A 26318-nucleotide genomic window follows, 5' to 3' on the forward strand; every position below is an offset into this window, starting at 1 on the left:
TAAAGAAAACCACCCGCATTTTTTTGCGGGTGGGTCACTTTTTTTGTTAGTCCTTTACAAATTTTTGGAAAAGGAATGTCCCCAAATTGATAATGTTTAGTTGTTCAAGCCAACACTATCAAAATGGAGACATTCCAAAATGGTAGAAAGTTTAGCGCACACAAAGTATGTGTGCTTTGAAATTTTGCGCCTTTTTTATGGGATTTCGGGACTTTTTATGGAATATTTGTAAAAATTCAGTCCGTCGAAACTTCTTATGGTAGTAACATCAACTTCTACGTTGTAGTGTCTTTGCAAATAATCGGCTAATTGTCCGTTTGAAACAACGATAACATTGTCCTTCGTTACATCTTTTAGAGGATTGTTGATTCCGATAGAATGAAGGTGCTTTTCTATATCAGGGAAAAATGGAGTCCAATAACCTATTGGTATAATCTTCTTCCAGTTGCCATAGGGTTCTGATAGATAGGGCGGATTCATCTTTTGGACGAAAAACATGTATGGTATATGAGAAGTTAGCGCAATTTGATTCGATGGCAAAGATCTTATGTACGCTAAAGCTTCGTCATAATGTTTTAATGGTTTTGCTGTCGTGGACATCGCCCTACCATTTGTTTGATTTCTTACAATATCACCGGTACGATAAAATACCACCAAGGAAGATACAAGGATAATCCCTAAAATACAATACTGAATGCGATTTGAAATTTTTGGAAGATTCCCTATGTATGGAATGGACAAGACAGTCGCGTAAAGCCAGAATCCTAGCTCTACGCGAAAAACAACTCGACTAACCAATATGAGAATGCATGTTAGCACAGATATTATCACTATAGAGCCCCATGCATAGCAGGCTCCTTTTCTTGATGTAGCGATCGTCGCGCAAAATAAAAACCAAATCCAAAACATAGGCTTTCCGGCGGCACACGATAGTGCTATGAAAAACGATTGGAATATTGACTTTCTGGAAGATTCTCTTTTATTTGAATTGAGGTATTTAATGTACATATTCAAGCTATCTACAGAAAACACTTCTCTATCATTAAAAATCCAATTACGGAGGAGATGTAAATCTTCGCCGTAATATCCTATCTCATCCAAATCATCGCTGACTCCAGCTTCGTCAAAAAAAGTCCCATCTCCGATAGTAGCTCTCGCTGATTGAAAATCCTTATAGTATTTGTAATCAGCTGATTCATAATGTTTTTTATCAATCCATTGAATTGAGAATAAACCAACAAGAACAATCGTTACGCCAATTAAGACCCAATTTTTATTAAACCAGCAAGACCTTAAATTTGATATTAAAGCTAAAGCAAAGAAAGGCGTCCCCATCAAAAAAGCTTCGCTTCGCATAATAGCGCCCCAAAAAATGAAAAATATGGAGGCGATCAATAGGAAAATTCTCTTTTTTTCGCTAAAGTTACTCGTCAAACAAGAAAAAAGTACAAATAACAACATCCCAGTTGCGGCAAATATTGCTGCACATTGAGTGAACTGGACGGACAAATAGCAATCTGAAGCAAAGGCTGCCGTAAATAGTGCTGCAAGAATTGGCCCCCACAAAGATTTGACCTTCTTTATAAGCACAAATCCAATTGTCGTAAATGACAGGAATACACCAACCATCTCGCCTACATAATACCAGCCAATCTTAGGGAAAAGATGGTATAAAGGGAGCAACGCATAGCCGTAAAGTACATTTACAAACGTTAAATGTACGTTATAGCCTTCCCCATAAACACCTTCTAATAACCGAGCCATAAAGTAATCGTCGGTGGCACCAAAAATCAGGTTGCCAAAGACTAGACACAATACGAGGAAGAATATGTTTATTAAAAGAGAGGAGAGAAAAGCTCTTTTTGTGGTCATGACGGGAAAGATAATAAATATATAGTATTGATGTATCCAAATCGTCAAAAGGCTGTAAAATAATGTATACTTGTGAGCATGATGAAGATTCCCTTTAATAAGCCTCCTTTTGTAGGAACTGAATTTGATTATGTCAAGCAAGCCGTAGAAAGCGGTCGCATTTGTGGCGATGGAACTTTCAATATAAGATGCCACGAATGGCTTGAACGGACTACAGGGTCGGTGAAGGCTCTCTTAACAACCAGCTGTACCCATGCCCTGGAAATGGCTGCTCGACTTTGCGATATTAAACCAGGGGATGAAGTAATCATGCCGTCATTTACCTTTGTTTCCACGGCGGATGCTTTCGTATCTCAAGGAGCAAAGTGCGTTTTTGTGGATATTCGTCCTGACACAATGAACTTAGATGAAAATCTTATTGAAAACGCAATTACCGAGAAAACAAAAGCCATTGTGCCAGTTCATTACGCTGGAGTGGCGTGCGAAATGGACAAGATTAATGAAATCGCCCAAAAACACAACCTTCTAGTTGTGGAGGATGCCGCTCAAGGAATGATGGCGTCCTATAAAGGAAAAGCCCTTGGCGCTTTGGGAGATTTTGGTTGTTACAGTTATCATGAAACCAAAAACTACAGTATGGGCGAAGGAGGGGCGCTTCTCATCCGCGATAAGAAGTTCTGTGACCGCGCAGAAATTATTCGTGAAAAGGGAACCAACCGTTGTCAGTTCCATCGTGGTGAAGTGGACAAGTATACCTGGGTGGAATTAGGATCTAGCTATTTGCCTAGTGAACTAAATGCGGCTTATCTATATGCAGAATTAGAATGTGCAGACATTATTTATGATTACCGAATGAACTGCTGGAATCAGTACAAAAGATTATTGACGCCGTTAGTAGAAAAAGGGCTTGTCGAACTTGCTACCATTCCAAACTATTGCAGACATAACGCTCATATGTTCTATCTGAAAGTAGAAGATTTACAGACAAGAACTGCCTTGCTGAAGCACCTGACTTATAATGGTGTTCTCGCAGTGTTTCACTACGTGCCACTACACACTTCGCCGGCAGGCTTGAAATACGGTCGTTTTGACGGCGAAGATCGTTATACAACAAAAGAAAGTAACAGATTACTACGTCTTCCAATGTTTTATGGGTTAAAACAGGAAGAGATTGAATACGCTTGTCAAAAGGTGTTTGAATTCTTCGCTGTGTAATACGACAGAAACCATGGAAAGTAAATTTAAATCAGCATTGTTGATTTCGTTGGGAATAAATGTTTTCATTTTTTCCCTTTGTCTTTTTTCAGGTGAATTAAGATTTGGCGCCCTAGACGACTATTTTATGGCAAGGATTCTAGAAGGCGCTTATGGGAACAACTACAATGTTCACATGGTTTTTGTGAATGTTCTATACGGCTACATTCTCCTTCCATTATACCATTTCTTTCCAAAGATATGTTGGTACTATATAGGAGAACTCTTTGCCATTTTCATTTCATTTATTGTTGTTGATTTTGTCGTAATAAAAAAATTAGGGTTTCAGTGGGGCTCAGTTTTTGCTTTAATTATAAGCACCGCATTCGCTACAGACTACTATTTAGTTACGCAATTCACACAATGTGCCTCCGCTTTATCTGCTGCGGGTTTTTTAGCACTCGTTTATGCAATTGAATACGATTGCAAAAATAACCGTATTGGTAAATTTAAAATCCCTATGCTTTATCTTGCAGGATTCACGCTTGTTGCGTGGGGTGCAACAATGCGCTGGGAAGCCTTTTTAATGGGATTGCCTTTTCTTGGAATTGCATTATTGGTTCGCTTGGACTGGTGCTGGAAAAATAAAATCAAGGTCATAAGTATACTGTTTCTCCTACTTGTAGGAACTTTGGGAATACATAAATTTGATGATGTTCATTATAGCTCATCTGAATACCAAACATTTAGGAAATTTCAGCCTTATCGAGTGTTAATTGGAGATTTTGACAATTATGATATGAATGCGACCTACGAAGATCTTGATGAGATGGATTTGTCCAGCGACAATTTAATCCGTCTTAGAGGTTGGTTTTTCTATGATAAGGATAACTTTTCATACGATAGTTTATCGCCCTACGTAAAGTCGATAAATAATCACATAATACATGAAGATATTGATTATTTGCTGAATTTAGGATTTGCGGAATTCGCGAAATACATACGTTTTCCAATAACGTGGCCTTGGATATTGTTGAGTCTTCTGTTGATCTTCTTTAATAAAGAAAAATGTGTGTATGTTTGGCTTTCTCTGCTAGTGATTCTAACACTTATGTGTTATCTCATCTTTATAGCCCGAAATGTGTATCGCGTTGAAAACGGTTTTTTTCTGTACGCAGTCGTGCAAGGGATTTCCTTCTTGAAAGAAATGCCCAGAGTTTCCAGGAAATGGATTGTTACAATTCTTGCAATCATTGTCTCTGCAACAACGATAATTTTTGCTATAGATTCTTCTATTCGTGATATATGTTCCGGGGAAAAAATCTTGTCATCTGAAAAGAAACGCAAGAAGGATTATCAGGGGGTATTGAAATACATAGAAAATGCTCCGGATTCCTTAATTTTTATTGTTTCTATGCAGCCGTTCATGGGTCTTGCCGAACAAGACAAGATGCCTTACCTAACTCGAGATTTCGGTTGTTGGAAAAGAATTGTTTCAACTGGATATTGGACCCCCTATTTTCCTGATGTAGAGCAAACCCTTCGAGAAAAGGGCATTGTAAATCCTGTGAAGGATGCTGTAAATGAAAATGTATTCGTAATTGGAGACCGTTTTGACGACTATTTACAAGAATACTACTACGACAGTGTTTCTGTAAATGTCGTAAAAAGTTTTGATGGAATTTCCATAGATAAATATTCCGTAGTAGAAAGAGAAAATCAAAATGACTAGAATTCTTTATCCTTTAATTGCTACTGCACTCATAACAATTACGCCTTACTTATTGACATTTGAAAAGGGGCAAGATCTAACTAGAGGTGTCCTGAATTTCAGTATTTTTGCTTTACTGCTTTTATTTGTACATGTTCGTGATACTAAAGTTCGATGGCGTCGAATCATGCAAGTTTCTATTACAATAGCTATAGTCGCCGTAGGCCTTGTAGATGTGCAGAATATTATGCGTTACAAGAAAGTTGCCTTTGATTGGATGTTTCTAGTCCCCTTTACAACTACAGCTTTAGCTTTGGCTATGTTGAAAAATGTAAAGCCTATTGCGATGAATATGATCAGTCTCACTTTATTTTTGTCATTAGGGGTACATATCGCATGCTCAGATGTTTTTCCCTCTCAACCAATTTTTGAAACGCCTTTGTTAAATTCTTTGTCTCTCCTTCAAAAGACGACTCCTGATAGACGTATTTTACCGGATGAAATCAAAAATCAAATTAATGTCATTGATTCATCCTTTGTAACAAAAGCTTTTATCGACACTACAAAAAATAATGTGGTTATTCTTGTTGAGTCTTGGGGAGTTCCTATGGATTCAATCATGTTTAAATCTGAGTTGAACATGTTCAAAATGGATACAATAGAACTGGGAATACATTCTAGGATGTATTCTAAGACAAGAACTGCAGAAAGAGAGGATTTGCTCTACTCCCTGAATAAAAGGGCGGATGGGTCCCGAGACTCGGTATTTTTACCCACTTTTTTGACAGACTTGGGATATTCTTCATTTTTTTTCTTTGGAGGCGATTCGACCATTCAGCATCGAGACCGCTATATAAGTCACTTAGGATTTACAGATGTTCATTTCACCAGGGAATTTATGTCTGACAGCGTTCTTGCGTCGCATATTGATTCAGTTCTTTGTGATTCTACCCAAAAATATTTTATCGTTTGGACAACCCGTGATACACAGTTCCCTATGGGAGATTCGGCTGAAGTTGTTGAAAGACTGTACTTTGAAAAATTATTCAATACGTTGAAAATCATATCTAACTTGGCGGAAAAACATTCGGAAACCCGCTTTATAGTGCAGGGGGACCATGAACCCATTTTGTCGCCACAGGAGTTTAGGCAAAAATTCTACCGCAGATGGGTTCCTTTTGTGGTGCTGAATTAATTTGCTGAAATTTAGATATATGAAAAAATTGTTAAAGTTTTTTATGTTGAAAAAAAAACTAATACTTTTTGACCTTGATGGCACTTTGCTTAATACTGGCAGAGGTATTGTAAAATGTGTAGCGTCGACGTTAGAACGCATGGGCTTCAAAGTTCCTGATGAGAAAACGTGTCGGAGTTTTGTTGGTCCTCCTTTAAAAAGGCGATTTCTGGAACTGTATGATGCTGATGAATTTACTGCAGATGCGGTAATGAAAAATTTTCGAGAAGAGTATGGAAAAGGAGATGTCTTTTTGGCTGATCGATACGACGGCATGGATGAATGTCTTTCTTTTCTTCGAGAAAGATATACTCTTGCGGTCGCAACCTATAAACGAGAAGACCATGCAGTGCAACTTCTTGAAAAGTTTGAAATGTCGTCGTTTTTTCATGCAATATGTGGCTCCGATGCTGCGGCAACTATGACGAAAAATCAGATTGTTGAAAAAGCAATGGCGTTATGCGGTTCGTCTCCTGCTAATAGCATTTTGATTGGCGATAGTAGCAATGACGCTGAAAGCGCATTGCATCTAGGCATTCCTTTTATAGGTGTGACTTATGGCTATGGATTTAAGAGCGTTGCTGATGTCGCGCACTTTCCACATTTGACATGTGTGGAAAATCCGGTGCAATTAAAGGATTTCTTTGCGAAAAAGTCTTTAAAAAATATATTATTGTCATGATATACGGCTTAACAACATAAGTGGTGGCAGATATGGAAAGAACTGTTGCAAAAACAGCTATCATAACCGGTTCAAACCGTGGCATCGGTAAGGAGTTTGTGAAATCTTTTGCAAAATCCGGTTATGATATTTATGCTTGTGCTCGTAAACAAGATGAATCTTTTGAACGATTCCTCGAAGAAACTGCCTCAAGCTGTAATGTAAATATTAAACCCGTGTATTTTGACTTGAATAGCGAAGATGAAATCAAAACTGGAGTAAAGAAAATAGCTGCTGATAAAAAGAAAATCGATGTGTTGATTAACAACGCCGGCGTTGCTTTTGGCGGTCTCTTTACTATGACATCTTTGGATAAACTTAAAGAAGTTTATCAAGTTAATGTTTTTGCTCAGGTTCAAATGATGCAGCTTGTATCTCGTATTATGATGAAACAGAAATCTGGTTGTATCATTAATATGTGTTCCGTTGGCGGCATAGAAACTTCTCCTGGCTATTTGGCTTATGGTTCTAGCAAGGCTGCCTTAATTTGGATTACAAAGTCTTTATCCAAAGAATTAGGTCCATACAATATTCGCGTAAATGGTATTGCGCCAGGGCTAGTGGATACCGAAATGGGAAACTATAAGTCCGAAGAAGAAATGCAAAAAGTCTTGAATCGTATGAGCATTCAACGCATGGGAACTCCAGAAGAAATCGCCAAGGCGGCTCTTTATATTGCGTCAGATGATGCTGCTTATATGACTGGCCATATTATGGTTCTTGATGGAGGGCGGGTTTAATGGGCTTTCACAACAAAACAATAGATTGTTCGTCTGCAAAGGTTCAAGATCTCATTGAAATGTCAAAGAGAATGAGGCTTGATGCCATGGATATGGCTCTTGCTTCAGGGAATAACGGATCCCATCTTGGCGGAAGCCTGTCTTCAATTGAAATTATTGCGACTCTTTACGGAGAAGTGCTTAATGTTTCTCCATCAAATCCTCTGAATCCGGATAGAGATATATTTATCCCTAGTAAGAATCATTGCGTGTTAGCTCACATTCCGGCTCTCGCTGAAGCAGGCTTTATTCCCCATGAAGAAATTCTTGAATTCCAAAAGGATGGAGGTCGTTTAACCGGATATCCTGAGCGAAAGGAAATTGGATTGGAGTATTCCGGAGGAAGCCTTGGAATGGCTATTTCTGTGGGTGTCGGTCTTGCTATTGCGGCAAAAGAAAAAGGAAAACACAAAGACATTTACATTTTGATGGGTGATGGTGAGTTGAACGAAGGCTCCATCTGGGAAGCCTTTATGTCTGCTGCTCACTATAAGTTGGATAACCTCACTGCTATCATTGACAGAAATCATCTTTCTTATGATGGTAATACTGAAGATGTGATGCCTATTGAGAGCTTGGCTGATAAAATGCGAAGTTTTAACTGGTTTGTATCTGAATGTGATGGACATAACGTAGAATCCTTACTTAAGGCATTCTCAGAAAACCAGAATGGTAAACCACATGTTATCATTGCAGATACCATAAAAGGTAAGGGAGTTTCTTTCATTGAAAACAAACCCGAATGGCATCATCATAGATTGTCTCAACAAGAATACGAATTGGCCGTTGCTGAAATCTCTGGAGGTGTGAAATGAAAGAAATAACATCGAAAGATATTAGAATGTGGTCCAGACTTGGGCAAAGAGGTGCCTTCTTTGGAGTCGCTATGCCTGACATTGCAGAAAGAAAGGACAACGTTAAGCTCCTTACTGCAGATTTGGCAATCCTTTCCGGAATGGACCGTTACAAGCAGGCGTTCCCTGAAAAATTCTTGAACGTCGGCATTGCCGAACAAAATATGATTGGCATTGCTGCAGGCCTTGCCATGGATGGTTACAATGTCTTTGCAACCACCTATTCTTCCTTTATTGCTGTTCGAAGCTTGGAACACGTAAGGCAACATCTATCTTTTCTGAAATTGAATGTAAAGATTATTGGTTCTGCTGCCGGTGTCGTGGCCGCGAAGTCCGGCGTGTCCCATTGGGCTACGGAAGACCTTGCTTTTACAAGAGTTTTGCCGAATCTTACGATATTTTCTCCCGCCGATAGCCTTGAAACCGTTAAGATTGCAGAATATGCAGCAGAAACAGATGGTCCCATGTATATCAGACTTTCTGGTGGTTTGAACGCACCTATGGTTTACAAGGAAGATTACGACTTCATTCCAGGCAAGCTGGTAAAACTGCGCGAAGGCAAAGATGCAACAGTCATCGCCACAGGTTTAATGGTTAATGAAGTTTTGTCTGCTGCCGAAAAACTGAGTCAACAGGGTATTGAAGTTGCTGTTTACAACATGCACACAATCAAGCCTATCGACAAGGAAGGCCTGGATGAAATCTTCGAAGATTCCAAGGTAATCTTTACTGTTGAAGAGCATAATGTTCTTGGAGGCATGGGTAGTGCCGTTGCTGAATATAAGGCAACAAGAGTTAACGCACCACGACAGATATTTATCGGTTTTCAGGATTCATTTTGCAATGCTGGTTCTCAAAGATACGTGTGGGAACAGGCCGGTCTTACCGATGAAAAAATTGCAGAAAAAATCGCAAGCGAGCTAAAATGATTGAAACATTTTATGAGCATGAACCTTATGACTTAGAGAAAAGTGAAAAAGACGCTCTTCTCACTAAGGAACTTTTGGAACTTTCTAAATACCATAGAGAGCGTTGTCCGGAATATGCTCGTTTTTTGAATGCAATCGGTTACGATGAATCTACTGTTAAGACAACTGCAGATGTTCCTTTTTTTCCAGTACGTCTTTTCAAAGATGTAGACCTTTTGAGTATTCCTCGCGAAGACGTCTTCAAGACAATGACTTCTTCAGGAACTACGGGGCAACGAGTTTCCAAGATTTTCGTGGATAAAGAAACTGCCTTGATTCAGCAAAAGGTCATGGTCAAGATTCTTAGCGATTACTGGGGTAAAAAACGCCTCCCCATGCTCGTAATCGATTCCAAGGAAACTGTACGAAATCGTCAGATTTTTACAGCCCGTGGTGCCGCCATTATGGGGCTCCAGGTAGTTGCCAAGGAAATGGTTTACGCGTTAAATGAAGACATGACTCTAAACGTGGATGCTGTAAAAGAGTTCCTGAACAAATATAGCGGCCAACGTTTTATCATGTTCGGATTTACATTCATTGTATGGCAACACTTGTATAAAATTTTTGAAAACGAAGGCCCATTCAACATTAAGAAATATGACTTCTCTGATGCGTTCCTAATGACTGGCGGCGGTTGGAAAAAACTCATTTCTGACAGTATATCACAGGATGAATTCAAGTCTAGAATGAAAAATGTTTTTGGAATTGGTCACTTCCTCGATCATTACGGAATGGTGGAACAAACTGGTTGCATCTATGCTGAATGCGAATGTGGTCATTTGCATGCCAGCAATTACTCTGATGTAATCATCAGAGATCCAGAAGATTTTTCTGTTAAAGGCGTTGGAGAAAAAGGAATTATACAAGCCGTTTCTGTACTTCCGCACTCCTATCCTGGACATTCCCTACTTACAGAAGATGAAGGAATGATCATTGGAGAAGACAATTGTCCCTGTGGAAGAAAGGGTAAGTACATAAAGATAATCGGTCGTTTAAAGAGTGCTGAAATCCGAGGATGCAGCGACACCTACGCGGACAAGATGAAACTATGACAGATATTTTTGAAAACAAAATCAAGTTCCTTGTTGGATGCGTTGATGTTATAAAGAATGCTGTAGAAACGCCGGCATTGCCGATGTTTTCTGATAAGGTTGTTGGATTCCTTTCGGAACTTTCTAAGGAACTTCTCTCAATTCCTGGAATTAGAGATCATCTTGACGTAATGTCCTATGCCTATTGGATTAGAAAGGCTTCTCTTGAAAAAACAAAGGGTGAATTTGTAAGGGCTGATGTTACTCGTATGGGACGAGGCGTCGCTTTCCATATTGCCCCGTCTAATGTCCCTGTCAATTTCGCAGTTTCAATGACTTCAGCTCTTTTGGCCGGCAATATTTGCATCATTAGAGTTTCGAATAAGGAATTCGAAGAAGTCAACATCATCTGTTCTGCAATAAAAAGAATCCTGAACAAAACAGAATATGAAAAAATGAAGTCTTATATCTGCATTGTAAGATATGAGCACAATGATGAAATTACTGCTTACTTGTCTAGCATATGCGATGTGCGAATCATTTGGGGCGGCAACAGAACTATCGAGCAAATTAGACGAAGTCCCATCCCGCCAAGAGCCATCGAAATGTGCTTTGCGGACAGACATTCCGTTGCAATCATTAATGCAGATGAGTATCTCAAATTAGCAAAAGATCCTGATAACGGTTCAAAATTTGCGCAAGATATTGCCAAGAAATTTTATACAGACACCTACTACACCGATCAGAATGCCTGCAGTTCCCCAAGAATTGTTGTATGGTTGAAAGGCAATAATTCTATAGACGAAGCTAAGCAAATTTTCTGGGAAGCCCTTGAAAAAGAAGTGTCCGAAAGATACGAGCTTCAGCCTATCCAAGCTGTGGACAAACTTTCCATGGCTACAGAACTTTCTATGAAAAAAGATGGAGTTCGTTTTACAAGAAAGGGAAACAAGCTCTTTATTGTTGATGTTAATCAGCTTTCTGGCGATGTAATGGACTTCAAGATGAGCGGTGGATATTTTTTCCAGTATTCCGCAGATTCATTACTCGAAATAACCCCCATTCTTGGCAAAATGTGTCAGACCGTAGCAGTTCTTGGAATTGACAAACGTTCCATAGTCAATTTTGTTCTAGAGCACGGCGTACGAGGTGTTGATCGAGTTGTTGATCTTGGCGACACTATGGGCCTTGAATTCACCTGGGATGGCTTTAGAATGATCGAAGCCATGTCAAGAGTTATATATATTTACGAAAAGTAAGTAAAAAAGGTTTGGTGTATGCTAAAAGGTAAAACTGCTGTAATTACGGGCTGTAACCGTGGAATTGGTAAGGCAATTCTTGAAAACTTTGCCGAAAACGGAGCGAACGTATTTGCCGTTGTACGTAAGGAATCAGAGGAATTTACAAGCCTTATTACGCAGCTTTCTGAAAAGTATAGCGTGCAGATAACTCCGGTGTATGTAGAGCTTAAAGATGAAGAAAGCGTGAAGGCAGGAGCTAAGGCAATTCTTGCTGCAAAAATTCCGTTAGACATTCTCGTATGCAATGCCGGCGTTGGTTTACCCTTGAATTCCCTTGCCATGACCAAAATGGAAACCATCAAGGAAGTCTTTGACATAAACTTCTTTTCTCAGATGCTTCTCACACAGCAATTGTCTAGAAGTATGATGAGAAATAAGAATGGCAGTATTGTTTACGTTTCCTCATCTGCGGCTTTTGATGGAGGCGCGAACATTGAATACAGTGCAAGTAAGGCAGCCATCATTGGTGAAGTAAAGAGACTCGCCGTTGAATATGGTCCATTCAATATTCGAGTAAATGCAGTTGCTCCCGGCCTTACCGCCACAGATATGGGCAACAGTATGAATGAGGAAGATGAAAAGATTGCCCTTTCTATGAATATCATGAAAAGAAAAGGTGAACCAAAAGAAATTGCACACGCCGTGACATTCCTTGCTTCTGATAAGGCTTCGTTTGTTACAGCTCAAGTACTTAGAGTTGATGGAGGTTTAAGATGATTCGTGTAGCAGATTATGTGATAAACAGATTGTATCAAGAGGGTGCAAAACACATTTTCTATGTTGTTGGAAGACAATGCTTTTATCTTACAGATGCAATTAGAAGAAGCCAGGAAAAAAATGAAATTACTGGCGTTGCGATGCATCATGAACAATGTGCCTCTATGGCTGCATTGTCCTATTCTCTGTACAATGATGAATTTGGTGCATGCTTGGTCACAACTGGATGTGGCGGAACAAATGCCATGACTGGAATTCTTCATGCGTGGCAGGATAGTATTCCTATGATCATTATATCCGGGCAACAGGAGTATGCCAATACAGTAAAGGCTTCTGGCCTCCCGCTTCGCCAAGTTGGCATTCAGGAGTCTGATGTCGAATCTTATGCTAAGGCAATTACGAAGTATGCTGTTACGATTGATAATGCAAATGACATTGCTTATCATCTTGACAAGGCTATTCTTTTGGCAAAAACCGGAAGACCGGGACCAGTTTGGCTAGACATTCCGATGGATATCCAAAACTGCATGGTAAACGAAGATACTCTTAAACGATTTGACGAACAGAATGAAGTAATAGTTCCCAAACATGAAGATGTTGAATACATTGTTGAAGAAATAAAACGTTCCAAAAGACCTGTTTTACTTGCTGGCCACGGTGTAAGAACGTCTCGTTCTACTGAACTTTTGAAATCGTTTGCTCGTAAGAATAATATTCCAGTTGTTTTCACGAGATATGCAAATGATATTATGGAGTATCATGACAGGCTGAATGCCGGTGTTGTTGGTGCTTCTGGATGCAGTAGGTATGGCAATTTTTCTATCCAAAATTCTGATTTGGTGATATCTCTTGCGTCGAAACTTAGTTTGGAAACAACCGGCAATAGAGATGAGTTTGCAAGAGCTGCAAAAAAAATAGTAGTTGACATTGATAAAATTGAACATTCAAAAAAAGGCATTCGCATAGACAGATTTGTGTATGCGGATGTCCATGAACTATTGGCTCAATTGAATCAAGAAGATCTTTGCTGTGATTTTAGTGACTGGGTTGCGAAGTGTAATCACTGGAAGTCAATCTTTGAATATACAAACGAAAAAAATCCCGAAAATGGGATGCTTGATATGAAACTTGTTTATCAACGTATATCTGAGATTGCACCTAATGGAACGACTTACCTTTGTGATGCCGGATTGACAGGATCCACCGTGGATGTTCAAACGAAGAACAGGGGCTCACAAAGAATTTTGTGTTCTTATTCTCAAGGGGAGATGGGCTATTCTCTTCCTGGTTCAATCGGTGTTGCTGCGCAGATTGGCGCTCCGGTTGTTGCTTACTGTGGCGATGGATCCATAATGATGAACCTCCAAGAGCTTCAGACCATTGTAAGAAATAATTACAATATCAAGGTTGTTATTATCAATAACAATGGATATTCAAGTATCAGGCATGGACAAACCCAATATTTTAGAGGAAAAACGATTAGCTCGGACGCATCTAATGGACTTACTCTTCCTGATTTTGGAAAAATTGCGGATGCATTTGGTTTAAGATATTTGAAAATTGAAAACTATGAAGGATTAGATGCTAAAATTGGCGAACTGTTTAACGACAATCTTCCGCTTGTGTGTGAATTTGCCTGCGATCCTTTCCAGTGCGATCTTCATAATGGCCTTGTAACATATGGAAAGAGAAAATTTGGTTTCAGACCTATAGAAGACCAAGCTCCGTATATTGACAGAGACCTTTTCTTTAAGGAAATGATTGTTGAACCCCTTGAAACTAGCCATGGAACGCCGGTTTAGCGTTTCTCGAAGAGTGTTTAACAGCATGATTGAACGATTTGATTTCAAAAGGGTATAAATGAAAATTGTTGATTTGGTTCGCTATTCAAAAGACGCAAGGTTGACTTTACTAAAAGAGTTGTTGTCGTCGTTCAAGAACATCTACATTTATGGAGCGGGTAAATGTGCAATAAGCACGTTTCGCTTGCTAAGAGAGTATGGTGTTGACATAGCTGGATTTTGTGTGGATGCTGCTTTCTATGTGTCTGACGTTGTAATAGAAAACGTTAAGGTTTACAATGTTGATTCTTTAATTTCCCCAGATAACGAACTTGTTATCGGTTTTGAAAACAGAGAAAGAGCTCTTTGCATAAGAAAGGAATTCGCAAAAAAAAATGTCAAAGTCTATTTTTTTGAAGACTTGTTCTGTTTCAGACAAATGGACTATAAATTTTTTGTTGATAACGTTAGTAGTTATCAAAAAGCATATGATCTTCTGGATGATGATTTGTCAAAAGAAATTTTTATAGCGCACATCAATTCTAGAATATCTGGGGATTATGACGAAATTGCAAAATTCGACTCCAACCTTAAATATGGATATGACCTAGGGTTGATGCATTTGGGTCCTGATGAAGTTTTTGTTGATTGCGGTGCTTTTGACGGAGATACGTTCCTAGAAGTAATGGATTTCACAAATGGCAAATTCAAGAAGTATATTGCTTTTGAACCGGATGAGGCGAATGCACTTCGTCTTGAAGCAAAAACCGCAAGCTTTGATAATGTGAGTATCATTAAGAAAGGCGTGTGTGATGCGAACGAAGTAAAAAATTTTTATAACGATGGTTCTCTATATTCAAATTTTGTTGATTCCGGATTGTGGGGCAATAAAACAAGAAGAGATGTCTATGACGATAAAGGCAATTTTGTTTCTGTGCCTGTATGTCGAATGGATGACACGATTGGAAATGAACCGGTTTCCGTTATAAAAATGGATATTGAGGGGAGTGAATTGGATGCTCTGAAAGACGCTCAACAAGTAATAAAGAGAAATCTTCCAAAATTGGCAATTTGTATCTATCATAAGAGTGAAGATCTTTTTTCTTGTCTTTTGTTTATTAATTACATTGCGGGTAATGGTACATATAAATTTTATGTGAGACATCATTCCGATAATATTACGGAAACTGTGCTATACGCAATTCCGACAAAATAATAATGAGAACTTATGAACATAATAGATAGTTTTTGGGAAAAAGAAAATCTTGGGGTGACCTCCAAGGAAGTCATTGTTGATTTAAAAGATTCCGTTGATGAAGTCAAAAATGGGTTGGCTCCAGTTAATGATCAATACATTGTAGTGAAAATTCCCGCAAGTATGTTCAATATTACAAACTTGGTTCAAGAAATGGGCTTCCAGTTTGTTGAAGAAATGATTGAAGTCGAACACGATCTTCATGAGGTGAAAAGAAATAGAATTCATCAAAGATTGTATGATTCTCTTGATTACCGCCAAATGAATGTTTCTGATATTGAAACGTTATACGCAGAAATTGACAAGGGAATGTTCTCAAGTGATCGAATTTCTAATGACCCTCACTTTACCCCCGAATTATCCGCAAGGCGTTACAAGAATTGGATTCGTCAAATGCTTAATAATGGAGCCATTCCTTACGTGATGTCGTACAAGGGGGAACCTGCTGGTTTTATCATTCTTACTACAAAAGACAGAATCGTTTATCATTCTGTACTCGGCGGTGGATATGAAAAGTTCAGGAAGACCGGCCTTGGCATGGTTCAAAAGGAACAGGAAATAGTTAAGTCCCTTGGTGGCAAATTAGTTTCTACCAACGTGTCGTCTAACAACGTAAACCAGTGCAAAGCGCTGCTTGCCAATGGGTACGCGATAAAAAATATCAATCACGTGTTTGTAAAGCACAATATGTAGGGTTACAACTATGCAACTACTGGATTGCACTCTTAGAGACGGCGCTTATATCGTTGATGCAAAGTTTGGAACTTCTGCAATTAAAGGAATCATCGATAAACTTCAGAAGGCCAACATTGAAGTTATTGAATGTGGATGGCTTAAGAATTCGGAGCATAAGATTGGAACTACCTTTTTCCACGTTCCGGAAGACATATCCATGTATGTCAATCAGAAAAGTGAAAAATCCGTTTTTGTTGCAATGATTGACTGGGACAGATATGACCTCAACTATTTGCCCCAAAACAACCACAGCATTCTAGATGCCATTCGTGTGGTGTTCCCTCGAGGCAAAGCAAAAGAAGGAATCGAGGTCGGACGTCAAATTCTTGCAAAGGGATACAAAGTCTATTTCCAAGCAGCCAATACATTGGCTTACACAGACGATGAACTCGTTGAACTCGCCCAGTATGTAAATGCTATTGATGCAGAAGCATTATCTATTGTGGATACGTTCGGTGCCATGTACGAAGAGGACTTGGACAGAATCATTGAAATTCTTGATGAAAACCTTGACTCTCGTATTAAATTGGGATTCCATTCCCATAATAACCAGCAGTTGTCTTTTGCGCTTACGCAGTATTTTGTAAATAGATTGCAGTATTCTGAACGCGATGTTGTGGTTGATGCAAGCCTGTGTGGCATGGGACGTGGCGCAGGAAATACAACAACTGAATTGGCCGCAAGTTTCTTGAATAGAAAGTACAATTGCAATTACGAAATGAATCAGATTCTGGATGCCATTGATTTGTATATGGGTAACTTCCAGGAAAAATTCAGCTGGGGGTACTCTACTCCGTATTTCATTTCTGGTATGTATTGTTGCCATGTAAATAACATTGCCTATTTGCAGAAGAACCATAGGACTAATGCCAAAGACATGAACGAAATCATCAAGTCTTTGAATCCGGATGACCGCATCAAGTATGATTACGATCTTCTTGAGGAAAAGTATCTTGAAAACCAGAATCGAATGGTAGATGACTCGGATTCTGTTGAAATGTTAAGTAGCGATCTTCAGGGCCGAAATATTCTTCTCATTGCTCCAGGCAAATCGACGCTGACTGAAATTTCTAAGGTGAAGGATTACATTAAGGCTAAAAATCCTGTGGTGATTGAGGTTAACGCCATTAATCCAGAATACGATGCCGACTATTTATTCCTTATTTCAAATAGCCGCTATGACTATTCTAAGAGCGTATATCCAGCTCAGTATAACAAGATGAAGAAAATCTTGTTGTCCAACATTGCGGCAGATAACGACGAAAATAATTTCATTGTCAATTTCAACAAGGTTGTAAAACGTGGGTGGGATTATTTTGACAATGCTGTAATCAGTTGCCTTCGTTTAATGAAAGTCCTTCAGGTAAAGAACGTTGCGATTGCTGGCTTTGATGAATTCAATGATCGTTACAACGAATCGTACGCAGACTCTTCGTTGCCGACGGTTAATCCCAAGGGCGATTGGAATAAGCTGAATGCAGAAATTCTTGATATGTATAAGGATTTCAAGAACAATGTTGGCAATTCAATGAACATCGAATTCGTAACAGATAGTATATTTGATGTGTAAGTTTATCAAGGAGACGTGTAAAATGACCAATTTGGAAAAGTATAAGAACGCATTTGTTGAAGGCTTGGAAATCTCTGCTGATCAGGTTACTGAGGCTCTCGAATATCAGGGCATCCCTCAGTGGGACTCCGTGGGCCACATGGGCCTTGTCGCAAGCCTTGAAGAAGCCTTTGATATCATGATGGACACGGACGATATCATTGACTTCAGTTCCTACAAGAAGGGCATTGAGATTCTCAAGAAGTATAATGTCCAGATGGACTAGTTTTCTGTAGGGCAAAGCATCCCGGTGCATAAGCTTCCTTTTGCTGATATAGATATGTACATGTCAGTCTATAAATACATAGACTCAAACATGTTCATTATTGTCGGGCAAAAGGAGGCTTTTGTTGTAGATCCGCATAAAAATGAAGAGGCTCTAGAAGTCTTAAAGGGGGTTGATAAGGTAACTCTTCTTCTAACCCACGAACATGCGGATCATATCTCCGGTGTATGGTGGTTTAAGGAACATTTTGATTGCACCTTGGTTTGTTCTGATGCGTGCAATACAAACATATCTAACCCTCATTTTATTAGGCCGCTACTGCTGTCTTTGACGATAAAAGAAAAAGACGTAAAGAACGGAACGAATGTGCTTGCTGAATTCAAGAAGGATTTTGTAGCACAGACATATTGTGCTGATACTACGTATTCGGATACATTCAGCCTTACCTGGCAGGGACATTCCATAGGTTTCAAACTGATTCCCGGACACTCTGTTGGCAGTAGTTTAATTACTTTTGACAGAAAGTATGTATTCACCGGGGATTCCTTGCTAAAAGATTATCCCGTTGTGGTTAGCTTCCCTCAGGGGGATAAAAAGACTTTTTTGGAGCAGACAATTCCCTTTTTAGAACGGGATTTGTCTCCAAATGTTATTATTTTACCAGGACATGGGGAACCATTCCTTTTGTCAGAAATAATGAGCGACGGTAAAATTCATGTGGGATTTCGATAAGTTTGGCGACAACATTGCTGTCATAACCGAAAGTGGTGATAAGATTTCTTACTCCATGCTTGGTGAGTATTGCTCTGCCCTAACTGGTAGCATTTCCCGCCGTTGCCTCGTATTCAATCTTTGTAAAAATGAACTTGGCTCGCTTGTTGGCTACGCAGGTTTTTTGAATGCGGGAATTATTCCGTTGATGCTCAAGTCTGATTTAGATGAAGGACTTTTGCAGGATCTTATTCAGCGCTATAAGCCGGACTATATTTATGTTCCCGCAAATATGATCGAAAGGTTTGCCAGTTACAAGGCTGTGTACGAAAATCTTGGATATGCATTGCTAAAAACAGGCTTTGAAAACGTATATCCGTTGAACGATGATCTTGCCTTATTGCTTACAACCAGCGGCTCTACTGGTAGTCCAAAACTTGTACGCCAGAGCTATCGCAATATCGAAGCAAATACTGCGTCTATCGTTCAGTTTCTTGGTTTAACCGCAAGTGAACGAGTGATTACGACGTTGCCCATGAACTACACTTACGGCATATCCATAATCAATACGCATTTGGCTGTTGGTGCAACCATTATCTTGACCGATAAGGCCTTGATGCAAAAGGAATTTTGGCTGCAAATGAAGGATTTTGAGGCAACATCCTTTGGTGGAGTTCCTTACACATTTGAAATGCTGAATCGTTTGCGCTTTGAGCGAATGAATTTGCCGGCCCTAAGATACGTAACACAGGCTGGAGGAAAGCTTTCTACTGCATTGCATGAAAAGTTTGCCAAGTGGGCTGAAGGTGCCGGTAAGAAGTTTGTTGTTATGTACGGGCAAACAGAAGCTACCGCAAGAATGTCTTATCTCCCTGCTGAAAAAGCTCTAGAAAAATGCGGCAGCATAGGAATTACTGTTCCTGGTGGTAGGTTTTCTCTTGTTGCCGAAGATGGTCGCGAGGTTGCAACGGCTGATACTCAAGGTGAACTAGTTTTCTACGGTGATAACGTCACTTTAGGTTATGCCGAATGTGGCGAAGACCTAATTAAAGGTGACGAGCGAAATGGTCGCTTAGAAACTGGTGACATTGCTAAGTTTGATAATGAAGGCTTTTACTATATCGTCGGTCGTAAGAAACGTTTCCTCAAAATTTGGGGAAATCGCATTAATTTGGATGAGACAGAACGACTCTTGAACACGGAATTCTCTGGTTGTGATTTTGCTTGTGCAGGAGTTGATGATAAGATGGCCGTATTTATTACGAATGAATCTTTCAAGGACAAGGTGCTGTCTTATTTGACAGAAATGCTGAAGTTCCATGCAACAGCTTTTAAAATTTGCTTTATAGATACAATTCCAAGAAATGAGTCGGGCAAAGTTCTTTATAAAGAATTGCCGGAGGGAGTGTAAATGCTTACTGAAGAAGAAATGGACATTCCCCCGTATTCGCTATCTAAATCAGAAAAAAAAGAATTTCTTACTAGACATCTGGCTGCATTGACTCGTCATCACTATGAGTCTTGTACAGAATACAAGAAAATTTTAGATGCAAAGGGCTTTGATGTGGCAAGCGTTTCCGATTACGCTCAAATCCCTTTTTTGCCGGTGCGCTTGTTTAAGGATTACGAACTGAAGTCTGTTCCTGCAGATGCTGTTGTCAAAACCCTTACGAGCTCGGGAACCACAGGACAAAAGGTTTCAAAGATTTTTTTGGATAAGAATACGTCTTCTGCTCAGTCGAAGGTTTTGACAAAGATTGTTTCCTCTTTTATTGGGAAACAGCGTGTTCCTATGCTGATTCTTGACAGTTCTGCTGTTATTAAGAATAGGGCAATGTTCTCTGCTCGTGGTGCCGGAATTCTAGGTTTTTCCATGTTCGGTTCTGATCGTCTTTATGCTCTTGATGAAGAAATGAATCTGAATGTGGATGCAATTAAGGCGTTCTTGGAAAAACATCAAGGTGAAACCATGTTCCTATTTGGTTTTACCTTCATGATTTGGCAACACTTCTACAAGGAACTTAAAAAATCTGGAGTCAAGTTTGATTTGTCTAATGGAGTCCTAATCCATGGTGGAGGATGGAAAAAATTAGTCAATGAGGCTGTTAGCCCTGAAATGTTTAAGTCTGCACTTCACGATGTTTGCGGAATAAATCATGTATATGACTATTATGGCATGGTGGAGCAGACCGGTACGATTTATGTAGAATGCGAATGCGGTCGCTTGCATACCAGTATTTTCTCTGACATTATTTGCCGTAATCCAAAAGACTTTTCTGAATGCTTGTTTGGTGAAGAAGGATTAATCGAAGTGGTTTCTGTTTTGCCGGAGAGCTATCCGGGGCATGTGCTTTTGACAGAAGATGTTGGCGCTGTTCTTGGAGAAGATGATTGTCCGTGTGGTCGTAAGGGAAAGTATTTCAAAATCAACGGCAGAATAAAGAATGCTGAGATCCGCGGGTGCAGTGATACCTATGCAGCGGAGGCGAAAAATGCAGCAAAATAGTATTGACGTATTAAATTCGGTGCATTTTCTTTACCCCAAAGAGAGTAACGTAGAAAGACTTGTTTCTCATAAGGCGTTTGTGCCATTTGATGAATTGGTATGCACTTTCTTGAATGAATGCTCTAAAGAACTTCTTTCCGATAAACAGGCGAAAACTTTTCCTGATGTTGTCACATTTGCTTTTTTCTGTCGAAAAGCAAATATCGAAAAATTAAAGGAATCGTATAAAGATCGCTTAAATGGTAGGCTTGGTCGTGGAATAACGTTGCATATCGCGCCGTCCAATGTTCCTATTAATTTTGCCTATACGCTGGTTGCAGGTTTGCTTGCTGGCAATCGTTGCATAGTCCGTGCCTCATCAAAAGATTTTGCACAGACTGAAATTATTTGTAAGGTGCTTGATAAAATCGCCGAAAGAGACGAGTTTTTTGATTTAAAAAACATTCTTGCAGTGGTAATGTTTGACCATTCCACTGAAATCATGAACGCTTTATCCTCCCTTTGCGATGTACGTGTTGTTTGGGGTGGCGATAAGACCATTGCTGAAATAAGACAATCTCCGATGAAGCCTAGAGCAACTGAGATTACTTTTGCAGATCGTTATTCTTTCGCTGTTTTTGACGCAGAATATGTGGGTGCTCAAGGTGATGAAGATTTGAAGAAAATCGCACAATCTTTCTTTAACGATACTTATCTTTATGACCAGAATGCTTGTTCTTCGCCACGCTTTATAGTATGGCATGGAAAAAAAGAACAGTGTTCTATCGCAAAAGAAAAATTTTGGAGTGCGGTTCACGAGAATGTTTCTTCCAAGTATAATTTACCTCCGATTCTTGCCGTTGATAAACTTACAACCCAATATAAGTGTGCTGTAGAACTGGAAAGTGTAAAAATTGAACAATCCGTAGACAATGTCATTACTAGGATTGCGATTAATAGCATTCCGCAAAACATTGTAGAATATATGTGTGCTGGTGGTTTCTATCTTGAGTACGAAACTGATAATATTGACGATATTGTTCCTGTGGTAAACAATAAATTTCAAACTCTTTCTTATTTGGGAGTAAACCCTGTTGAATTACTGACTCTCGTAATTCAACAAGGTCTAAGTGGAATAGATAGAATAGTTCCCGTTGGAAAAACTGCGGATTTTGGTTTCATCTGGGACGGATATGATTTGATAGAATGTATGAGTAGGGTTATTTATGTCTAAGTTTTCTTTTGTAATTCCTTGCTATCGCTCTGAAAAAACGATTTCTATTGTTGTAGATGAAATCAAGAGTGAAATGAAAAAACGTGCAAATGACACGTATGAAATTGTTTTGGTGAATGATCATTCTCCGGACAATGTGTGGAAAGTCATTGAAAAACTGACTAAAGAAAATGAAAATCTGATTGGAGTGAACCTTGCTCGAAATTTTGGACAACATTGTGCATTGATGGCTGGTTATGGTCAATGTACCGGTGATTACGTCGTTTCTTTAGATGATGATGGTCAGGCTCCACTGGATTCTCTCTGCGATTTGATTGCAAAGGTTGAAGAAGGCTACGATGTGGTGTACGCCTATTATCACGAGATTAAACAGAATATTTTTCGTCGTTTTGGCTCGCGTATGGCTGGAAAAATGGGCGAGATTATGCTGAATCCTCCCAAGGACTTGAAAGGTAGCAGTTTCTACATCGCTCGCAAATTTGTTGTTGATGAAATGGTTAACTATCGTAATCCTTATCCATATTTGATGGGGTTGGTTTTAAGAGTTACAAAAAACATCGCTTGTGTAGAAACTCAGCATCGTTCCCGTCTTGAAGGGACTTCTGGTTATTCCTTTTGGAAATTACTCCACCTTTGGATGAACGGCTTTACTGCGTTCTCTATCAAGCCCCTTCAGTTTAGCACGTTCCTTGGTGTGCTCTTTGCTGTAGTAGGCTTCATCTACGCAGCAGTAATTGCTGCGCAACGAATTATGGGGATAATCAGTGTTGCTGGTTGGAGCTCCATTATCGCTCTTATGCTAATTATCGGTGGTTGCATCCTGGTGATGCTAGGCTTAATTGGCGAGTATCTGGGACGCATCTACATTTGCATCAACAATTCGCCGCAATACGTGGTGAAAGAGATTACGGGATCTCGCCGCACATAGTCAAAGGATAGTTCGACATCCAGTCCTGCTGGCGGAAATCCTTCGCCGAAAAACGGATGCCCGTGAGCCCTTGGTACCGCTCAACGAATTTGCGGAGGCTTTTCCCCTGAAGGCTATCTCCTGCCTTCACTTCGATGGGGATAATCGTGTTCTCCTTTTGGACAAGGAAGTCGATTTCTCCACTCGAGTTTTCGGCAGACCAGTAAAAGATTTGATGGATCCCCTTTGCATTCAACTGCTGAAAAACATACTGTTCGGCCAAGGCGCCATTGAACTCCTCAAAGATTTTCGAACCGTTCAAAATGATTGTCGCCGGGACGCCCGATTTTGCACAAAGTAAGCCGACATCAACCATAAACACCTTGAACGCGGAAAAATCCTCGTAGGCATTCAACGGGAAATCTCCCTTCTTTACGCGATGAACCTTGGAAATAAGCCCCGCATCGCGCAGCCATTCCAAAGCAAGTTCAAACGTCTTCGCACGTGCCCCCTCCTTAAGCATTCCATAGATGAACTTCTTGTTCTCCTTGGAAAGCTGTGCAGCGATGGAATTCCAGACCATCCTGATTCTTGGCACCTCCGCATTGGGGGCATGTTTTGAAAAATCGTTGTCATAGGAATCGAGAATGTTTTGCAATACCCTGGAAACCTGAGTTAAATCCCTTGTTTCGGCATAGGTCTTTACGGATTCCGGCATTCCCCCAACAAAATAATACACCTTCAAGAGGCTCATCAACTTGCTGCCAAATATCGAAAGCATTTGGAAATTTTTCTCTTTAACAAGATTTGCCAGCACTTGCTCCCCAACGGCCGCGAGGAACTCCAAAAAACTCATGGGGTAAACATTTATGAAATCCACCTTCCCCACTGGGAAAGATGTCCCTTGATGCATGGCAACGCCCAACAGAGAGCCTGCCGCGATTATGTGCAGTTCCGGAGCCTTTTCGTAGAAATACTTTAGGGAAGTCAGAGCCCGTGGAGCCTCCTGGATTTCATCAAAAACGATGAGAGTTTCCTTGTCGACGCTTACTCCGGTAGCAATTCGAAGCCCCTGAAGAATACGTTCAATATCGTAATCCTGGTCAAACAGGCTACGGCAGAGTTCGTTATCTTCAAAGTTTATATACACGGACTTGGCGTAGGCTTGTTGGGCAAAGGCTTGCATAAGCCACGTCTTGCCGACCTGACGGGCCCCTTTTAGAATCAAGGGCTTCCGTTGCGCGGATTCCTTCCAGGCGTAAAATTGTTTCAGAACGTCTCTTTCCATATGCTAAATATAACAAAATCTGCAGACATTGACGAAATCTCAAACTAGTTTTTGTTGCTTTCTGCAAAAAGTCGGACTAAAAATTGTAATTTGTTGGTTCCGGTTCAATTTTACTCATTCAAAATGGCCGCAGGCGCCCAGTGAGGGTGGTTCAAGTGTGTTTGCGTAAATTTTACCTAGAACTCCAGATTTTCGTGGAATTAATGTATATTTAGCGCATGATTCAGCGGAAATTGAAAGAATCCTTAAAAAAAATGGCGGAAGTGTACCCGGTTGTCACCCTTATTGGGCCTAGACAATCTGGTAAGACAACCCTGGCTAGGGATACCTTTCCTGATTATGCTTATGTTAATTTGGAACGTCTTGAAACTCGTCGTTTTGCCAAAGAAGATCCAAAGGGGTTCTTTGAATCGTATCCGCCTCCTTTAATAATCGATGAAGTTCAGAATTGTCCTGACTTGCTCAGCGAAATTCAAGTGCTTAGCGACAGCCTTGGGAAAAAGGGATGTTTTGTTTTGACGGGTAGTCAGCAATTGTCCCTGATGGAGGGCGTGACTCAGTCATTGGCAGGGCGAACAGCTTTATTGACTTTGTGGCCCCTATCTTTACAAGAACTTGCTCTGGCATCTATTTGTAAATGTCGTGATGAAGCCATTCTTTGGGGTGGAATGCCGCGAATTTATGATAGCGGTATCGAACCGGGAATTTACTATAGGGATTATTTTAGAACCTATGTAGAGCGCGATATTCGCTCTCTGATGAAGATTAAGGATTTCGACAAGTTTGAGGTCTTTGTAAAATTACTTGCAGGAAGAGTCGGGCAGGTCTTTAACGCCTCAGCCTTGGCTGGTGATGTTGGTGTATCTAGCAAGACTATCGGCGAATGGGTTACCTTGCTTGAAACATCTAACATCATTTTTAAATTGCGCCCTTGGTATGGTAACCTTGGCAAGCGGTTGGTTAAATCCCCAAAGATTTATTTTACAGACACGGGCCTTGCGACAATGCTGCTAGGTATTGAAAATACGCAACAATTATCAAGGGATCCTTTACTAGGGAACTTGTTTGAAAATCTGGTTGTTGTTGAGATAATGAAGTCCGCTTTGAACGAAAATCGAATGACGGAGTTTTATTATTTCAGAACCGATACCGGTGTAGAAGTTGATTTGCTTTATAAGATCGGTAGTGACTGGAATGGTGTTGAGATAAAGTCTGCATCAACAGTGAATTCAGAATTCTTCAAGAATATGGAGAAACTTGCTAAACTGCCTGGATTTGAACAGATGAAAAAAAATCTTGTTTATTCTGGGGAAAATTTAAATAGTTATAAGGGCGTCCACTGCTGTAATTATGTGGATGCTGGTTTGCTTATTACCAAAAGAAAATAACCACGCCAACAAGAATTGTTGCGATGGATGCAATTTTTTTTGCCGTGAGTTTTTCTTTGAAAATAAAGAATGCTAATACGGGGACGAATAGATAGCTCAAGGCTTCTATCGTTCCCAATTCTTTTAATTGCACACCCTTGCTCATGGCGAACACATTGCTTAGCATGATGAGGCCCATGAGTATGTAACCACCAATCACCCATGGGTTCAGGTATTCTTTGGCAATGTTTGTTTGCTTTTGCTGAGCAGCCTTTTTTAACAGCATTTGTGCCACGGCGGCCATGAACACGTTGAATATGGCGAGTGCGTAAAACATA

The 26318-nt window shown here is 39.9% G+C and carries 24 protein-coding genes; 21 read left to right on the forward strand and 3 right to left on the reverse strand.

Features of this window, described 5'->3' with window-relative positions:
* Positions 1 to 195 precede the first annotated feature (195 nt).
* Entirely contained in the window at positions 196 to 1872 is a 1677-nt protein-coding gene (locus tag BUB94_RS00955; RefSeq protein WP_073233482.1) for a hypothetical protein, read from the reverse strand.
* An 81-nt stretch (positions 1873 to 1953) separates the two neighbouring features.
* Between BUB94_RS00955 and rffA the strand changes: the two genes are divergently transcribed.
* The 20 genes from rffA to BUB94_RS01055 all read left to right on the forward strand — a co-directional run bounded on the left by rffA (position 1954) and on the right by BUB94_RS01055 (position 23346).
* Positions 1954 to 3087: a dTDP-4-amino-4,6-dideoxygalactose transaminase gene (rffA, locus tag BUB94_RS00960; protein ID WP_073233724.1), complete on the forward strand. Its 1134-nt coding sequence runs from the start codon at positions 1954 to 1956 to the stop codon at positions 3085 to 3087.
* 13 nt (positions 3088 to 3100) lie between these two features.
* The gene (locus BUB94_RS00965; protein ID WP_073233484.1) at positions 3101 to 4798 is read left to right on the forward strand and encodes a hypothetical protein; all 1698 of its coding nucleotides are present in this window, start codon (positions 3101 to 3103) and stop codon (positions 4796 to 4798) included.
* Positions 4791 to 5972: an alkaline phosphatase family protein gene (locus BUB94_RS00970; protein ID WP_073233490.1), complete on the forward strand. Its 1182-nt coding sequence runs from the start codon at positions 4791 to 4793 to the stop codon at positions 5970 to 5972. The genes BUB94_RS00965 and BUB94_RS00970 overlap by 8 nt, the downstream gene beginning before the upstream one ends.
* A 19-nt stretch (positions 5973 to 5991) precedes the next feature.
* On the forward strand, positions 5992 to 6693 hold the full coding sequence (locus BUB94_RS00975; protein WP_139260090.1) for an HAD hydrolase-like protein: 702 nt from the start codon (positions 5992 to 5994) through the stop codon (positions 6691 to 6693).
* Positions 6694 to 6725: 32 nt separating this feature from the next.
* Complete coding sequence (locus BUB94_RS00980) at positions 6726 to 7472, forward strand: SDR family NAD(P)-dependent oxidoreductase (RefSeq protein WP_073233494.1); 747 nt, start codon at positions 6726 to 6728, stop codon at positions 7470 to 7472.
* A 71-nt stretch (positions 7473 to 7543) separates the two neighbouring features.
* Entirely contained in the window at positions 7544 to 8326 is a 783-nt protein-coding gene (locus BUB94_RS00985; RefSeq protein ID WP_256375038.1) for a transketolase, read from the forward strand.
* Between the two features lie 71 nt (positions 8327 to 8397).
* Complete coding sequence (locus BUB94_RS00990; protein WP_217653106.1) at positions 8398 to 9294, forward strand: transketolase family protein; 897 nt, start codon at positions 8398 to 8400, stop codon at positions 9292 to 9294.
* On the forward strand, positions 9291 to 10385 hold the full coding sequence (locus tag BUB94_RS00995) for a LuxE/PaaK family acyltransferase (protein ID WP_073233501.1): 1095 nt from the start codon (positions 9291 to 9293) through the stop codon (positions 10383 to 10385). The genes BUB94_RS00990 and BUB94_RS00995 overlap by 4 nt, the downstream gene beginning before the upstream one ends.
* The gene (locus BUB94_RS01000; RefSeq protein ID WP_073233503.1) at positions 10382 to 11623 is read left to right on the forward strand and encodes an acyl-CoA reductase; all 1242 of its coding nucleotides are present in this window, start codon (positions 10382 to 10384) and stop codon (positions 11621 to 11623) included. The genes BUB94_RS00995 and BUB94_RS01000 overlap by 4 nt, the downstream gene beginning before the upstream one ends.
* Before the next feature lie 18 nt (positions 11624 to 11641).
* Positions 11642 to 12382 (forward strand): SDR family NAD(P)-dependent oxidoreductase, encoded by a 741-nt coding sequence (locus BUB94_RS01005; RefSeq protein ID WP_073233505.1) that lies wholly within the window; start codon positions 11642 to 11644, stop codon positions 12380 to 12382.
* Positions 12379 to 14184: a thiamine pyrophosphate-binding protein gene (locus BUB94_RS01010; protein ID WP_073233507.1), complete on the forward strand. Its 1806-nt coding sequence runs from the start codon at positions 12379 to 12381 to the stop codon at positions 14182 to 14184. Before BUB94_RS01005 ends, BUB94_RS01010 begins: the two co-directional genes overlap by 4 nt.
* Positions 14185 to 14242: 58 nt before the next feature.
* Complete coding sequence (locus BUB94_RS01015) at positions 14243 to 15379, forward strand: FkbM family methyltransferase (RefSeq protein WP_073233509.1); 1137 nt, start codon at positions 14243 to 14245, stop codon at positions 15377 to 15379.
* A 12-nt stretch (positions 15380 to 15391) separates the two neighbouring features.
* A complete protein-coding gene (locus BUB94_RS01020) occupies positions 15392 to 16111 on the forward strand; it encodes a GNAT family protein (protein WP_073233511.1) in 720 nt (239 codons plus the stop codon).
* A gap of 10 nt (positions 16112 to 16121) precedes the next feature.
* Positions 16122 to 17723, forward strand: a complete 1602-nt coding sequence (locus tag BUB94_RS01025) for a beta/alpha barrel domain-containing protein (RefSeq protein ID WP_073233513.1) — start codon at positions 16122 to 16124, stop codon at positions 17721 to 17723.
* Between the two features lie 22 nt (positions 17724 to 17745).
* Positions 17746 to 17988, forward strand: coding sequence for an acyl carrier protein (locus BUB94_RS01030; protein ID WP_175549667.1), 243 nt, complete (start codon positions 17746 to 17748; stop codon positions 17986 to 17988).
* A 90-nt stretch (positions 17989 to 18078) separates the two neighbouring features.
* A complete protein-coding gene (locus BUB94_RS01035; RefSeq protein ID WP_175549668.1) occupies positions 18079 to 18720 on the forward strand; it encodes an MBL fold metallo-hydrolase in 642 nt (213 codons plus the stop codon).
* Positions 18704 to 20110 carry an AMP-binding protein gene (locus BUB94_RS01040; protein ID WP_073233522.1) on the forward strand — a complete coding sequence of 469 codons (1407 nt, stop codon included), beginning with the start codon at positions 18704 to 18706 and terminating at the stop codon, positions 20108 to 20110. The genes BUB94_RS01035 and BUB94_RS01040 overlap by 17 nt, the downstream gene beginning before the upstream one ends.
* Complete coding sequence (locus BUB94_RS01045) at positions 20111 to 21205, forward strand: LuxE/PaaK family acyltransferase (protein ID WP_073233524.1); 1095 nt, start codon at positions 20111 to 20113, stop codon at positions 21203 to 21205. It begins immediately after the preceding gene.
* Entirely contained in the window at positions 21192 to 22418 is a 1227-nt protein-coding gene (locus tag BUB94_RS01050; RefSeq protein WP_073233526.1) for an acyl-CoA reductase, read from the forward strand. The genes BUB94_RS01045 and BUB94_RS01050 overlap by 14 nt, the downstream gene beginning before the upstream one ends.
* Complete coding sequence (locus BUB94_RS01055; RefSeq protein WP_073233528.1) at positions 22411 to 23346, forward strand: glycosyltransferase family 2 protein; 936 nt, start codon at positions 22411 to 22413, stop codon at positions 23344 to 23346. The genes BUB94_RS01050 and BUB94_RS01055 overlap by 8 nt, the downstream gene beginning before the upstream one ends.
* Here BUB94_RS01055 and BUB94_RS01060 read toward each other — a convergent pair.
* Positions 23324 to 24613 (reverse strand): ATP-binding protein, encoded by a 1290-nt coding sequence (locus BUB94_RS01060; RefSeq protein ID WP_073233530.1) that lies wholly within the window; start codon positions 24611 to 24613, stop codon positions 23324 to 23326. The two genes, BUB94_RS01055 and BUB94_RS01060, sit on opposite strands and share 23 nt — an antisense overlap.
* 218 nt (positions 24614 to 24831) lie before the next feature.
* Here BUB94_RS01060 and BUB94_RS01065 point away from each other — a divergent pair, with 218 nt between their 5' ends.
* The gene (locus BUB94_RS01065) at positions 24832 to 26001 is read left to right on the forward strand and encodes an ATP-binding protein (RefSeq protein WP_073233532.1); all 1170 of its coding nucleotides are present in this window, start codon (positions 24832 to 24834) and stop codon (positions 25999 to 26001) included.
* On the opposite strand, the gene BUB94_RS01070 is transcribed toward BUB94_RS01065, so the two are convergent.
* A complete protein-coding gene (locus tag BUB94_RS01070) occupies positions 25985 to 26317 on the reverse strand; it encodes a hypothetical protein (protein ID WP_073233534.1) in 333 nt (110 codons plus the stop codon). The two genes, BUB94_RS01065 and BUB94_RS01070, sit on opposite strands and share 17 nt — an antisense overlap.
* Position 26318 lies beyond the last annotated feature (1 nt).

This window comes from Fibrobacter sp. UWH9, assembly GCF_900129715.1.
In the GTDB taxonomy this organism is placed as follows: domain Bacteria; phylum Fibrobacterota; class Fibrobacteria; order Fibrobacterales; family Fibrobacteraceae; genus Fibrobacter.